Annotated in this window: 11 protein-coding genes; 5 read left to right on the top strand and 6 right to left on the bottom strand. The window is 52.9% G+C overall.

Features of this window, described 5'->3' with window-relative positions; translation table 11 throughout:
• Nucleotides 1-151: 151 nt before the first annotated feature.
• The 4 genes from ACQZQY_RS17180 (at nucleotide 152) to tcyN (ending at nucleotide 3,634) form a co-directional block, all read left to right on the top strand.
• Nucleotides 152-1,162 carry a D-cysteine desulfhydrase gene (locus ACQZQY_RS17180; protein ID WP_431296081.1) on the top strand — a complete coding sequence of 337 codons (1,011 nt, stop codon included), beginning with the start codon at nucleotides 152-154 and terminating at the stop codon, nucleotides 1,160-1,162.
• A gap of 176 nt (nucleotides 1,163-1,338) precedes the next feature.
• Nucleotides 1,339-2,139 (top strand): cystine ABC transporter substrate-binding protein, encoded by an 801-nt coding sequence (gene tcyJ, locus ACQZQY_RS17175; RefSeq protein ID WP_056769944.1) that lies wholly within the window; start codon nucleotides 1,339-1,341, stop codon nucleotides 2,137-2,139.
• Nucleotides 2,140-2,216: 77 nt separating this feature from the next.
• Nucleotides 2,217-2,885 carry a cystine ABC transporter permease gene (tcyL, locus tag ACQZQY_RS17170; RefSeq protein ID WP_056769946.1) on the top strand — a complete coding sequence of 223 codons (669 nt, stop codon included), beginning with the start codon at nucleotides 2,217-2,219 and terminating at the stop codon, nucleotides 2,883-2,885.
• Nucleotides 2,882-3,634: an L-cystine ABC transporter ATP-binding protein TcyN gene (tcyN, locus tag ACQZQY_RS17165; RefSeq protein ID WP_431296080.1), complete on the top strand. Its 753-nt coding sequence runs from the start codon at nucleotides 2,882-2,884 to the stop codon at nucleotides 3,632-3,634. Before tcyL ends, tcyN begins: the two co-directional genes overlap by 4 nt.
• A gap of 451 nt (nucleotides 3,635-4,085) precedes the next feature.
• On the opposite strand, the gene ACQZQY_RS17160 is transcribed toward tcyN, so the two are convergent.
• From ACQZQY_RS17160 to ACQZQY_RS17150, 3 genes are all read right to left on the bottom strand, one after another.
• Nucleotides 4,086-5,006, bottom strand: a complete 921-nt coding sequence (locus ACQZQY_RS17160; protein ID WP_056771888.1) for a L,D-transpeptidase family protein — start codon at nucleotides 5,004-5,006, stop codon at nucleotides 4,086-4,088.
• A 360-nt stretch (nucleotides 5,007-5,366) separates the two neighbouring features.
• Nucleotides 5,367-7,484, bottom strand: coding sequence for a TonB-dependent siderophore receptor (locus tag ACQZQY_RS17155; protein WP_414070947.1), 2,118 nt, complete (start codon nucleotides 7,482-7,484; stop codon nucleotides 5,367-5,369).
• Between the two features lie 383 nt (nucleotides 7,485-7,867).
• A complete protein-coding gene (locus ACQZQY_RS17150; protein WP_431296079.1) occupies nucleotides 7,868-9,829 on the bottom strand; it encodes a glycoside hydrolase family 3 protein in 1,962 nt (653 codons plus the stop codon).
• Between the two features lie 255 nt (nucleotides 9,830-10,084).
• On the opposite strand from ACQZQY_RS17150, the gene ACQZQY_RS17145 reads away from it, so the two are divergent.
• Nucleotides 10,085-10,372 (top strand): Bor family protein, encoded by a 288-nt coding sequence (locus ACQZQY_RS17145; RefSeq protein WP_056769956.1) that lies wholly within the window; start codon nucleotides 10,085-10,087, stop codon nucleotides 10,370-10,372.
• Between the two features lie 79 nt (nucleotides 10,373-10,451).
• Here the strand turns inward: ACQZQY_RS17145 and ACQZQY_RS17140 are convergent, their stop codons facing one another.
• The 3 genes from ACQZQY_RS17140 to ACQZQY_RS17130 all read right to left on the bottom strand — a co-directional run bounded on the left by ACQZQY_RS17140 (nucleotide 10,452) and on the right by ACQZQY_RS17130 (nucleotide 14,428).
• Nucleotides 10,452-13,133: an RCC1 domain-containing protein gene (locus ACQZQY_RS17140; RefSeq protein ID WP_431296078.1), complete on the bottom strand. Its 2,682-nt coding sequence runs from the start codon at nucleotides 13,131-13,133 to the stop codon at nucleotides 10,452-10,454.
• Nucleotides 13,134-13,325: 192 nt separating this feature from the next.
• Nucleotides 13,326-13,844 (bottom strand): chromate transporter, encoded by a 519-nt coding sequence (locus ACQZQY_RS17135; protein ID WP_431296077.1) that lies wholly within the window; start codon nucleotides 13,842-13,844, stop codon nucleotides 13,326-13,328.
• Nucleotides 13,844-14,428 (bottom strand): chromate transporter, encoded by a 585-nt coding sequence (locus ACQZQY_RS17130; RefSeq protein WP_056769960.1) that lies wholly within the window; start codon nucleotides 14,426-14,428, stop codon nucleotides 13,844-13,846. The genes ACQZQY_RS17135 and ACQZQY_RS17130 overlap by 1 nt, the downstream gene beginning before the upstream one ends.
• Nucleotides 14,429-14,454 lie beyond the last annotated feature (26 nt).

Genomic DNA, 14,454 nt, shown 5'->3' with positions numbered 1-14,454 from the left:
AACACCACAAACAGGTTCCTCCGGGAGCCTGTTTTTTTGTCTACAGTTTGTATACATTCTTTATATACTTCATCATTACGCTCCTTTCATATCCTAATAATCCACATTTACGGTTTCGCTCAGCGATGCGGCTGCGCGTCAGGGGAACATTGTGCCTGCTAAAATTTCATTGCTTAAAAACCGGCTGGATGCCTTTGATCGTCTCGATTTACTGGGTAACAGCACCCCGCTGGAGAAATTACACCGCCTCTCAGAACATCTGGGGCGCGATATTTACATCAAACGTGATGACGTCACGCCGCTGGCGATGGGCGGTAACAAGCTGAGAAAACTGGAATATCTGGTGGCCGATGCGCTGGCAGAAGGCGCAGATACGTTAGTCACCGCAGGCGCTATTCAGTCTAACCACGTTCGTCAGACCGCCGCCGTGGCAGCGAAGCTTGGCCTGAAATGCGTCGCGCTGCTGGAAAATCCTATCGGCACGCAAGAAGCTAACTATCTGACCAACGGCAACCGTCTGTTGCTGGATCTGTTTAACGTCGAAGTGGTGATGTGCGAAGCGCTGTACGACCCGATGGCGCAACTGGCGGAGCAGGCAGAGCGTCTGGAAGCTCAGGGTTTTCGTCCGTACATCGTGCCGGTGGGCGGCTCGAACGCGCTGGGTGCGCTCGGATATGTTCAGTGTGCGCTGGAAATCGCCGAGCAGTCCTCGGCCAGTTTTGTGGATTTCAGCGCCGTCGTGGTTGCTTCCGGCAGCGCCGGAACTCACGCGGGGCTGGCGGTCGCCCTCAGCCATCTGATGCCGGACACGGCACTGATTGGCGTTACAGTGTCACGTAAGGCGCATGAACAACGTCCGAAAGTCGAGGCCATTGCGCGCGAAGTGGCGGCCCGTTTAGAGTTTGACGACACATCGCCAACGATTGTTTTATGGGATGAGTATTTTGCGCCGCGCTACGGTGAGCCTAATGACGCCGGGATGGCAGCGATCAAACTGCTGGCAGAACAGGAAGCGATGTTACTTGATCCGGTTTACACCGGAAAAGCGATGGCGGGGCTGCTCGACGGTATTGAGCGCGGATTGTTCCCGGACGAGGGCCCGATCCTGTTTATTCACACCGGCGGGGCTCCGGCACTCTTTGCTTATCACCCTTTTGTATAGGCATGACTTATCGTTGTGATGGGTGGAAAAGAGGGTGTTGATGGCTTAACGTGTGCTTATTCCATTTTGAGCTAAGATTATAGAATTATATTCCTGATAACTGTTGCGACGGGTGCTACTGTGCGCAAATTCATTGGGTATATAACGTTTTATAATTAACTATAAATGAGGTGAATATGATTTTTTCTACACTGCGTCGTCGTTTACTTCTGGGTGCTGTCGCCGTCTCGCTGACTGCCGGTATGGTCAGCAACAGCTTCGCCGATGAAGGTTTACTGAAGAAAGTTAAAGAGCGCGGCACGCTGATCGTCGGGCTGGAAGGCACCTATCCTCCGTTCAGTTTTCAGGGTGAAGACGGCAAACTGACCGGTTTTGAAGTGGAATTTGCAGATGCGCTGGCGCAGCACATGGGCGTGAAAGCCAAGCTGCAACCGACCAAGTGGGACGGTATGCTGGCTTCCCTGGAATCAAAACGTATCGACGTGGCGATTAACCAGGTGACGATTTCCCCGGAGCGTCAGAAGAAATATGATTTCTCCACGCCGTACACCGTTTCCGGCATTCAGGCGCTGACCAAAAAAGGCAATGAGGCCAATTTTGCTAAACCTGAAGATCTGAAAGGTAAGAAAGTAGGCGTGGGTCTGGGCAGTAACTACGAGCAGTGGTTGCGTGAAAATGTTCAGGGCGTGGATATCCGTACCTATGATGATGACCCGACAAAATACCAGGATCTGCGCGTAGGCCGTATCGACGCCATTCTGGTAGACCGTCTGGCCGCGCTGGATCTGGTCAAGAAAACCGGCAATACCTTAGCCGTTGCGGGTGCGCCGTTCTCCCGTCTGGAAGCAGGCGTGGCGTTGCGTAAAAACAACCCGGAACTGCTGGCTGCGATTAACAAAGCCATTGCTGATATGCAGAAAGACGGCTCACTGACCAAGATTTCTGAAAAATGGTTCGGGGCTGACGTCACCAAATAATCGCTCACGATGACCGGGGAGGCACATCACGCCGCCCCGGATCCATTCCGAGCAAACATCCAGAAGGTCTTTATCGGATGCAAGAAAGTATTCAACTGGTGCTGGATTCAGCACCATTTTTATTGAAGGGCACCCTGTTTACGCTCCAGCTGAGTCTCGGCGGGATGATTTTCGGGTTATTACTGGGCTTTATGCTGGCGCTGATGCGCCTTTCGCGTTTCTGGCCGCTGTCATGGCTGTCACGTTTTTACGTGTCCGTGTTTCGTGGTACGCCGCTTATCGCGCAACTGTTTATGATTTACTACGGCCTGCCGCAGTTTGGCATTGAGCTGGATCCTATTCCGGCTGCCATGATCGGCCTGTCGCTTAATACCGCGGCTTACACCTCTGAAACCCTGCGTGCGGCGATTTCGTCGATCGAAAAAGGGCAGTGGGAAGCTGCTGCCAGTATCGGCATGAACCCGTGGCAGACGCTGCGCCGCGTGATTTTACCGCAGGCCGCCCGCACCGCGCTGCCGCCGCTGGGCAACAGTTTTATCGGTCTGGTGAAAGACACCTCACTGGCGGCGACCATTCAGGTGCCGGAACTGTTCCGCCAGGCGCAACTGGTCACCTCGCGTACGCTGGAAGTGTTCACCATGTATCTGGCCGCCTCGATCATCTACTGGGTGCTGGCGACCGTATTATCCTTCCTGCAAAACCGTCTGGAAGACCGCGTTAACCGTCAGGATCAGGAGCCTTCATGAGTACCATTGACGTTAAGCAACTGACTAAGAAATTCAACGGCCAAACGGTATTGCACGGTATCGATTTGCAGGTCAATGCTGGCGAAGTTGTGGCGATTATTGGCCCAAGCGGTTCCGGTAAAACCACCTTGTTGCGCAGCGTCAATCTGCTGGAAGAGCCGGACGGCGGCACCATCAAAGTGGGCAATATCGAAATTGATGGCAATAAGCCGATCAGCAAACAAAAAAACAAAGTCCGTGAACTGCGTCAGCAGGTCGGGTTTGTCTTCCAGAACTTCAATCTGTTCCCGCACCGTTCCGTGATGGAAAACATCATTGAAGGGCCGGTCATCGTGAAGGGTGAACCGAAAGAGAAAGCGATAGCCGCCGCGCGCAAGCTGCTGGAGAAAGTCGGCCTGAGCGGCAAAGAGGATGCCTATCCGCGCCGTTTATCGGGCGGCCAGCAACAACGTGTGGCGATAGCCCGCGCACTGGCGATGGAGCCTGAAGTCATTTTGTTCGACGAACCGACCTCAGCCCTCGACCCGGAACTGGTCGGCGAAGTGCTCAACACAATCCGCGCCCTGGCGCTCGAGCACCGCACGATGGTGATCGTCACCCATGAAATGAGCTTTGCGCGAGACGTAGCTGACCGGGCGATCTTTATGGATCAGGGGAAGATCGTCGAGCAGGGGCCGGCAAAGGAGCTGTTTTCGAATCCGCAGCATGCGCGGACTAAGCAGTTTCTGGAGAAGTTTCTCGCCCACTAATTCATGACCCTGGGTTGCCACCCAAACTGGCCTTAAGGTCAAGACCCTGGGTTGCCACCCAAACCGGCCTCAAGGGTGGTCTGTCGCCACCACCCTTGAGAATCCCGGGCTCTTTAAAACACGTGCCATGCATCCCGGCTCTGTTTCAGAAACTCCTCCTATTGCCGCAAAATCCCGCCGCTGCGCGGTTCCCTCCGGTCGGGTTACAACCCGCGCAAAAAACCTCGCGGTTTTCCACCTCTTCCTGCGGCGTGATTTTTGAACGCGGCCAGAGGCTTTTAAGGTCACAACTTCACCTGCTCAGGATGAGAAAAGTAAACAGCTTGCCATCATTTCAAAATAACCCGGACAGCTCCGTCGTCTGCGAGGGGGAGGAGAAAAAATCCCCAAAAAAAAGCCCCGAAAAATTTTCGGGGCTTTCCAAATTCTCACACCACTCCAGGCCTTATGCTTAGTTGATTTGAACCGGCATCCCGGCACGCATCTCAATCGCACGCTGAACCACAGTCTGATTCACACTCGGATCCATCGCCACGGCATTTGAACTGCCCGTCAGGCTGATTGGAATCGGTTGCTGGGAATCAAATTCTTCCTGGTTGGAAGACAGCGGGTTATGGATTTCAACATAACGCTTGCCGTCTGGCTCAACCGTGGCTTTCACCGGCTCGTTGATGAACTGAACGCGGGTGCCCTGCGGCACGTTGTCGTACAGCCATTTGATGTCAGCATCACGCAGACGCACACAACCGTGGCTCACGCGCAGACCGATACCGAAGTTAGCGTTGGTGCCGTGAACGGCATAAAGACGTCCCACGTACAGCGCGTACAGACCCATCGGGTTGTCCGGGCCGGCAGGGAAGACGGCTGGCAGGAATTCGCCGCGTGCCGCGTATTCTTCATGCATTTTTGCCGTTGGTGTCCAGGTCGGACCGGCTTTTTTACGCTGAACAGTGGTCACCCAGTTAAGCGGGGTGTCTTTACCCAGTTCGCCGATACCGATTGGCAGAACGACGACGGTATTGGTGCCTTTCGGGTAGTAGTACAAACGCATTTCTGCGCTGTTGATGACAACACCTTCATGCGGCGTATCCGGCAGAATTAACTGCTGTGGGATCGTCAGCACAGTGCCAGGGGTTGGCAGGAACGGGTCAACGCCAGGGTTAGCTTCGAGCATGTTGCTCAAACCCATCTGGTATTGCGCTGCAAAATGTTCCAGAGGCAGGCTGCTGCCTTGTGGAACAGTGACCGTGATATTTTCACCGATCAGACGACCATTGTTCGCCGGAAGAGGATAAACCACAGCAAAAGATGCCTGGCTGTATGCAGCAACTGCCAAAACCAGGGTAACTATCGCGCGAATGCTCATTTTCATATTTTCGTTGGTCGTTAATGCCACACTGGCAGTTGTTGTCAGGATGTTGATTTCCCCCCGGCCTGCTTTCAACCGGAGGAACAGTGTACGTTCACAGGCACTTTAATGAGACTCAGTATGTGTAACGAATCACATTTCAGGGTCGCTAATTATAAGGATTTATTTCAAACAGGCCAAAGCTTTCTCACGCTGTTGGAAAAGTTCCCTGCGCCGAAGGCATTTTTTGTGGATCTTCACACAATTCCTTCACAATTAAGCCGTTCTGCGCGGCCAGAAACGCTTGCCAGGTCTGTTGTGGCAGGCGATTTCAGGGCATAAAAAAAACCTGATTTCTCAGGGTTCTTTCAACACGTTTAGCTATCAGAAATCATAACCCACGGTCGCGACCACGGTACGTTCCTGACCCCAGTAGCAATAGCTGGTGCCGTAACAGGCAGCGACGTATTTCTTATCGAACAGGTTATTGGCGTTCAGCTGCACAAATGCGCCTTTCAGCTGCGGATTAAACTGCACCAGATTCATACGCAGTGATGCATCAACCAGCGTCGCGGAAGGCATGTGACGGGTATTTTCGTTATCCGCCCATTGTGTGCCGATGTAACGTACACCCGCGCCCAGATCCACACCGACCGGCGTATTGTACTGACCCCAGATCGACGCCATCTGTTTTGGCGTCACGTATGGCGTGTTGCCGTTATTCTGGCTGGCATCGCGAATACGCACTTTATTGTAGGTATAACCGGCCATCACGTTGAAGCGCTCGGTCACCTGTTTCTTGGCTTCCAGCTCCAGACCCTGTGAACGGATCTTACCCGCAGGTTCATAATAGCTGCCGACCACTACGCGGTTACCCACGTCATCCTGCGTCAGATCATACAGTGCCGCGCTGTACATATCGGACGTGCCGACCGGCTGATATTTGATCCCCGCTTCGTACTGCTCACTCTGCATCGGTTTGAGCAGCGTGCCATCAGAGCCTGGCAGGGCCGATGGCGTCATCGCCTGGCTGTAGCTGACGTAAGGGGAAATCCCGCTGTCAAAGGCATACAACAGGGAAGCGCGGCTGTTGAAGTGGCTGTCTTTACGCTCGCTGCTGCTTTCTTTGCCATAGATACTTTCGTAGCTGCGGCTGTCGGTTTTCAGCGTGTCGTAACGGCCGGACAGGGTCAGGAACCATTTGTTCCAGCTCATTTCGTCCTGCAGATAGGTGCCCATCTGCTCGTAACGGTTTTTGCCGCGAGAAAGGCTGTAATAGTCCAGCGCATCGCTGCCAACACCGGTGTACGGGTTGAGCGTGCCTGCGGTGGCGCCGTCAGATTTCAGATCATTGACGAAGTGAGAATAGTCGAAGCCCAGCACCACTTTGTGCGCCAGTTCGCCGGTGGCGAAATCAGCTTCAAGCTGGTTATCAATCGCGAAGGTATCCAGAGAGGATTTCTCACCGGAATAGTAGCGGTTCATCAACGTGCGGTCTGCGTTCCAGCCAGCCTGATACACCTGATCCAGTTCGGTATTGGAATGGGTGTAGTTGGCGTTCTGGCGGAAGGACCAGACATCGTTAAACGCATGCTGGAATTCGTAGCTGTAGATCTGCTCCCAGCGTTTGAACTGGTTACGATCCGTTTCGCCGTCGAAGAATCCACGGCTCAGTTTCTGGCCATACAGGCTGCCGTCGGCAGGAACCGCGGCGTGATAACCGCCGGACGGATCTTTTTGCAGGTAGGCGCGCAGTAACAGGGAGGTATTTTCATCCGGCTGCCACATCAGCTGCGGGGAGATCGCATAACGCTCTTCGCGCTGGTGATCATACTGCGTATCACTGCTGCGGGTCATGCCGGTCAGACGAAATGCCCACTGGTCGTTGATCGCATTGGTGTAATCGAACGCACCGCCTTTGGTGTTTTGCGTCCCGCCGGACAGACGGAAATGGCCTTCTTCCGCGAACTGAGGACGCTTGGTGGTTTCAACCACGACGCCACCGGGAATGCTCTGGCCGTAAAGGGCAGAGGACGGCCCTTTCACCACATCAATACGTTCGAGGAACCACGGATCGACCTGAATGGAGTTATAGCTTGCGCCATCGCTCAGAATACGCAGGCCATCGAGGAATGTGTTGTTGACGTCACCACCGTGGAAGCCACGCAGGGAAATGGTGTCATAACGCGTTGCGCCGCCCGCAAAGTTGGTGAACACGCCTGGCGTATAGTTCAGCGCGGCATTGACGGTAGTGGCGTTCTGGTCGTCCATTTGCTGGCGGGTCACGACGGACACGGCCTGACCTGTGGTGATCAGTGGCTGATCGGTTTTGGTCGCACTTTTAGACGTTTTCGCGCTGTAACCCTGCGTCGGTGCATCTGCGGTATCAGCCTGAGAGGCTTTGATGACCACGGTATCTTCGGCGGCCAAAGAGGAAGCCGGAACAGCGACGGCCATGGCGCACAAAAGCACCGAGCGTTTGAGGGGAAAAGCCAACAACATATTAATAGTCCCTATAAATAACCCGATTAATAATCGAGTAATTAATTGATGCGTGTGTAAATAAGCCCAGAAGCCAACAGCGTTCCGCACGAAAGCCCGTCCTGAATAAGGCGGGTGATAACGAAAACGAGACGAATGTTAAACTTAATGATAATTGTTATCATTATTATTTTACAAATTCAAGGGAACTTTACGACAAAAGTGTGAAGTGACGCATTTTTATCCGCATGAATCTGATGGTTTTTATGGTTTTGAGGCGGGAAATTCAGGGCAGGGAAGACGACGTAGTAGCCGGGCAGGTGGTGGCTAAATGGCAATGTGTCAGACAAACCCGCTGAAGCGTGCCCCGCCAAAAGACGGGACATTCTTAAGGGACCAGCAGATTAACGTGCCAGCCCGAAGCCAATATCAAACAGCGGATTTTCGCTGTCGTGCGGCATATCTGATTTCTGTCTGAGCACGGCATCCATGGAGGAGGGCAGTTCGAACGGCAGTTTACCGGTATAGGCTTCGGTGCTGGTCAGGCGGGTAAACAGCACCGCATCGCTGACACCAAAGTTGCCGATAATGGCTTTCGCTTTGTCATTCACGTTGGTGAGAATGGCGGGGCGATCGAGATAAACGGTCACCACCGTCGGCACCGCGTTGCTGGCTTTCACAATCGCCTGATAATCCGCATTGTCATCGGTATAAGCCAGCGAGCCTTCATGATGACGTTTGCCAAAGAACCAGGCTTTGTGCGGTTGTTCATACGGCGCATGAGCGCGGATCAGCGCAATATCCGCTTTTTCCGGCGTATCCACCACGGTGAAACCGGCAGCTTTTGCGGCCTGTGGTGCGATGCCGTACAGCCAGATTTTCTGGCCCTTCTTCAGCGGCAATGTGTCACCGGTGTTTTGCAGTAACACCAGAGAATGCCCTTGCGCTGAATCTGCTTCTTTCTGCCAGTCGGCACGACCCACGGTTTGCACGGCTTTTTGCACATCGACGTACGGATTTTCAAACAAGCCTGTGCGGAATTTCTGTTCAAGAATACGCACGACAGATTCATCAAGGCGCTGCTCTGTCAGTTGCTTTTCATTCACCGCGTTAACCAGCAGCTGTGAATCGGTCACGCCGCCAAACTGATCGACACCTGCCAGCACCGCTTTCACGAAACGCTGCTGCGGTGTCAGGGTTTCAACGCCCCAGGACATGCCGCCCGGCACAGGGTCTTTGCCTTGCTGCGAACCGTTCAGACATTCGCCTTCGCAATTACTGGTGATCAGCCAGTCGCTCAGCACCACGCCTTTAAAGCCGTATTGCCCGCGCAAAATATCGGTGAGCAACTGATGGCTGAACCCTGCACCGACCTGTTCCAGCGGTTTGCCTTCAAGGGAAACATTTTTCAGGATCGAATAAGTCGGCATGACGCTGGCGACATTGGCTTCAAATGCGCCGGTGAACGGATAAATATGTTCTTTCAGATTGTTACCGGGAAAGACGGCATTTTTGCCATAGACGTTGTGGCTGTCGTAGCCGTTTTCCGCCGCGCCGTAGCCGACCCAGTGTTTCACTACCGAAATCACGCTGCCCTGATTCAGACCGTCGGCGCCGTTTTGCATACCTTCCACGTAGCCGCGCACCATGTTGTGAACGCGGGTCGGATCTTCGCCAAAGGTGCCGCTGATGCGCGCCCAGCGCGGCTCGGTTGCCAGATCGGCCTGCGGCGAGAGCGCTTCACGAATGCCGACGGCCAGATATTCCTGACGCACGATATCAGCATAGCGGCGGGTGACTTTCTCGTTGCCAATGGCCGCCAGCCCTAAGGTTTCCGGCCACTGAGTGAATTTACCGGAAGAGGTGCTGGCGCCAATCAGATACTCAAAAGAATTACGCGGGTCGCTGCTGATGGTGACCGGAATACCGAGCCGCGTCTTTTCGGCAATCTGCTGTAATTTATTGTTCTCTTCCGCCATTACCGCCGGGTCTTCCGCTGACAGCCGGGTGATCAGGCTGTTCACCCTGGCACCGGAAATCATTTTCTCCGCTGCCGCCATATCATAATGCGTGCCTGCGCCGATCGGGCTGTTGGCCGTCGGTGCCGATCCGTGCATCATCACGCCGGCTTTTTCCTGCAGCGTCATACGCTTTACCAGATCCGCAGCGCGTTCTTCAGGCGTCAGCCGCCAGTCTTCGTAAGGTTCCAGTTTCCCGGAACGGTTAAGGTCTTTGAACGGCAAGCCGTCCACGGTCAGCAGGGTAACTTCACGCTGGCTGAGTTCGGGCGGGGTATCGTTGGCGGAGGCGGCAGCAGTAGAAAGCAGAAGGGCAGAAATGGCAAGGCTCAGAGGTGTCGTTTTCATTATCATCCTTAACGATTGATATATATAGAAACTCAATAAATCATCAATACGCTATATATTGGAAAGATGCTGAGATCGGGTTCGCAATTAAAAAACCACAATAAATGCACTGTTTTCAGTCTTTAGCCTAAATTTTTCCGTCAGTCTTCCGATAACACCCTTGAATCTGCTGATCCCGCCCGTTTTTTACAGGGCGTACCGGCAGACTGATATCGATACTTATTGACCATTAGGGTCTTCTATAAAGGGATTGTCATGAAAAAGGTTATTCTTGCGGCGGCCGTTGCCGTTCTGTTATCCGGCTGTGCACAGCAAACTTTCAACATGGGTCAGGGGATTGCCACCGCGCCTAAGCAAGTGACCACACATCACTTCTTCGTCAGCGGTATTGGTCAGAAGAAATCCATCGATGCAGCGAAAGTCTGCGGTGGTGCGGATAAAGTGGTTCGCGTTGAAACCCAACAAACTTTCGTCAACGGCCTGCTGGGGCTGGTGACCTTTGGTATTTATACCCCGCGTGAAGCCCGCGTATTCTGTTCTTAATTCGCGCTGGCTGTAAATAATAAAGCCGCCCGATGTTAAGGGCGGCTGTTAACGGCAAACAAACAGAAATTAATGATATTTAATTATCCGTTGCCTCATAAGAGAGGGTTCCCTGAATTGTCGCGGGTACGAGTGTTTCACCTGCATTATTTGGGATAATATGGCCCCAGGTCACTACAGTATTATCATTTTTAAGTGCGCAGAACCCACCAGCATTGGCATAAATAGCACGAACATTGAGCAGTTTATCTTTTATAAGACTGGAGTCCCCACCGTATTGGCTATTCCCCCAAGTGATTACTGTACCATCTGCTTTTAAGACAACAACGCTGTCAGTACTTGCTCGTATGGATACTACGTTGTTGAGATTTTCAGGCACCTGATAGGCCAATGAACCTTTATCTCCCCATGCGACAATCTTTCCATTTGTTAAGAGCCCGATGACAGTATTACCTGCGAGCTGGACATCAATAATATCATTGCGGGTTGCAATATCTTCAGGAAGTACAGCTCCATATTGCGGATGCCCCCAGGCAACAATATGACCATTAGCCCGGAAAGCAATGGCGGAATGTCCCAAATTCCGCACCCGGGTGATATCGGTTAACTCTGCAATTTCGGGCGAAAGGTCACTTGTGCCTGAATCACCCCACGCGACCACACTTCCCTCTGAGGTAAGAGCAGTGAAACCCACGCCTGTTTCGATTTCTTTAATATTTGTCATTGAAGAAATGGCTTCGGGTACCGAGCCACCAAAAAATAAATTCCCCCACGCAGCAATCTGATGTGTTTTACGTAAAACCGCAAAACAATTTGAACCTCTGTAGAAATCAATAACATCAGTCAGTGCTAATATCTGTTCAGGGATTGGGAAACTATAATATTCTCTACCCCATCCAACGATCTGGCCATTAGCTCTGAGCGCTAAAAAACCTTCAGAACTTGAACATAACCTGGTGATGTCAGTAAGTTCGGATATTTCAGCTGGAATTGGACCGCCACTGGTTTGATTTCCCCACGCAAATACCTGCCCGGATTTATTGAGTGCGCAGTAGTTACTCGCACCATGAGCAATATTTATAATATTTTCATTCCGGGTACCGACGGGACGATAACCACCACTTGAAGCTTGCCCCCAACCAACGGCTTCGTTCGTGGTGTTAATTGCGGCAAAGTCACATGGGCCGCAGAATGATATATTTTTCATGTTTAGTCTGACAACTTCACTGTAATTATGTTGACTGACATACAATTTCGAAAATTCACGAGATTCTACAAAATAAATGGCTTCGGTTGATTCAGTTTCTCCCTCATATCGCCATAAGGCTTTAACGGGTTGTAATGTTTCTGTGTCGAGTGCCACCAGACAGTTGTACTGTTCTCTCGCCCCCATAACCTTTAATTTTCCGGAAGGTCCGTAATAACCTATATTCCCCTGTAAATCTGCCGGTACGCTGGCGGTATCCCCGCCGCTGCCCTTATTTCCCCAGGCTACGAGGGTATTGTCATTTTTGATGGCAAAGAAGCTTTCGCGATTGGTATATACCGCGAGAATATCGGTAAGCGATAATGCCAGCCCGTCAGTGGAATATTTACCCCAGCCTGTTACGCGGCCGTCACTTTTGAGGGCAGCTACGGCGTTTGAGGAAGCAGTAATGGCCACAACATTATTTAAACTCTGCGGAACTTCTGCCCCCTGAGTATTATCGCCCCAAGCGGCGACCTCACCGTTAGCGCGTAGGACAATGACTGCGGTATCGGTCATCTGTACATCGACAATATCATCCAGTAATTTAATGTGTGCCGGAACAGGCTGACTGTTCCCCCAGGCGACCACGTGGCCTGATGCGCTGCGGGCGGCGAAACTATTCAGTGAACCGGTGATTTGAACGGCATCGGTGAGCAGGGCAATGTCCCGCGGTAACAGGCCGCCATAGGCCGGATCGCCCCATGCAATGAGCTGACCGTTCGCCCTGCGGGCCGCAAAAGCGTGAGAACTGGATTGGATTTCAACAATATCGCTGAGCAAAGCGAGTTCATCGCTAAGTTTTCCGCCCTCGTCCTCACTGCCCCAGACGACCACGTGGCCGGAAGCCCGGAGGGCGGCAAATGCGCCGGAAGTGGCCTGAATGTCCACGATATCGGTGAGCGATGCGATGTGGGCGGGCACCTCGGCACCGTTGATTTTCACACCCCATGCGACGATCTGCCCTGTACTGCGCAATGCTGCCATGGCCGAGTCAGTCCCTTTAATACTGATGATATCAGTGAGAGCGGCGACACTCTCCGGGACTGCCATCTCCTCGCCTGTTTGCGTTTTAAAGCCCCAGGAGAACACCTGACCCTGCGCATTTAGGGCGCACACCGATTGATTGCTGGTGGCGAAGCCGACAACATCATGATTGCGCTCGCTGACGGGAGGGACACCGCCACAGGTGGTTAGCCCCCAGGCCGTCACTTCTCCGTCATTTTTGCGCACGGTGACTGCGAAATAATTGCCGTCAATATTGCTGACATTTAGGGGCACCCGGCCCATATAATTTTCAGCCGTGACGTATAATTTTTTCTGCGGCTGAGTGTCGACGAAACTGCTGCCAACCGATTTATCCGATTCGCCTTCATAACACCATTGTGCGACCACAGGTTCAAGAGTGGTATTATCTAACGCCACCAGGCGGCGGCGCGTAAATAAATAACCGGTTGCAGTTTGGGTACGTGCACCCATGATTTTTAATTGAGGAGTATAAATATTATCCGTCATTATAATATCCTTGTTTTGATAATAAAATGGACAGCGTTATAAGCTGTCCATGAACGCAGGGATAAGGTAATGACAGGGGGTGGAAGAATAAAATAAAATGGTTTAATTAAATCTAAAAACATCACACAGCTGAATTTTAAAAAATCACGCGGTATTATACCGCGTAAAATGTTTTATTATCATGTTGTGCTTTTAACCCAATACCAGCCCCAGCAACGCACCGGCGGCCAGTACCCAGAGGGGGTGGATGCGTTTATTCATCGCCAGCAGAGTGCACACCACGATAATGCCGCCCATCAGGGCGTTGGTGGCGGAGGCTTCGGCGATCAGCAATCCGCTCGATACCACCAGCCCGACGGTGACCGGCACCAGCCCGCGCTGGATCACCTGCCGCCATGCCCGGTCTTTGTAGCGTTTCCACCCGCCCATCACGATAAGCGTGACGATGGATGACGGGCCGAACTTCGCCAGAGATGACACCAGCAGCCCGGACCAACCCGCCACCTGCCAGCCGATCAGCGGTACGATCATCATATTCGGGCCGGGTGCTGCCTGCGCCAGGGCGAACAGGGCGCTAAACTCCTGCGCGCTCATCCAGTGATGCACATCGACCACTGCACGCTGCATTTCCGGCAAAATAGTGTTCCCGCCGCCGAAGGCCAGCAGGGAAAGTTCAGTGAACAACAGGGCCAGCGAGAATAAAACCGTCATCAGAATTTCCCTTTTGCGCAGATGAAGATACTGACCGGTGCCAGCACCAGCATGACCGGCAGCATCGGTATACGAAACAGGGCGATGGCCACTACGCCTGCCGCGACCAGCGCCAGTTGCAGCCATTTTCCGCGCAGCGGAGCCAGCATTTTTATGCCGGTTGAGAGCAGTAAACCCGCTGCCGCTGCCGCCATTCCGGCAAAGAGATGCTCCACCAGCGGTTCATTCTGATAGCGTGCGTAAATCAGGCCGAGCAATACCACGCAAAGGGTCGGCGCCAGAATCAGCCCCAAAATGGCCGAGAGCGCACCGCGCAGGCCACGAAACTCCATCCCCAGCGCTACGGACAAATTGATGATATTGCCGCCCGGCAGAAACTGACACAGCCCGAGCAACTCGGTGAACTGATCGGCAGTCAGCCAGCGGCGTTTATCCACCAGCATGTGTCGTGCCATTGGCAGAACGCCGCCAAACCCGGTCAGCCCGAGGACGAAAAAGCCCATAAACAGTTGTCCGCAATCGGGTTGCGGTGCGGTGTGTTCTTCCAGATCGAGCATGATTTTTTCCTGTGAACAGTCGGCCATTGCTGCACTCTCCCTAAATGTAATTC

The sequence above is a fragment of the Rahnella sp. PAMC25559 genome, assembly GCF_050632365.1.
Taxonomy (GTDB): domain Bacteria; phylum Pseudomonadota; class Gammaproteobacteria; order Enterobacterales; family Enterobacteriaceae; genus Rahnella; species Rahnella rivi.
The sequence above is the reverse complement of the archived record's forward strand: the minus strand, read 5'-3'. Positions and strand labels throughout refer to the sequence as shown.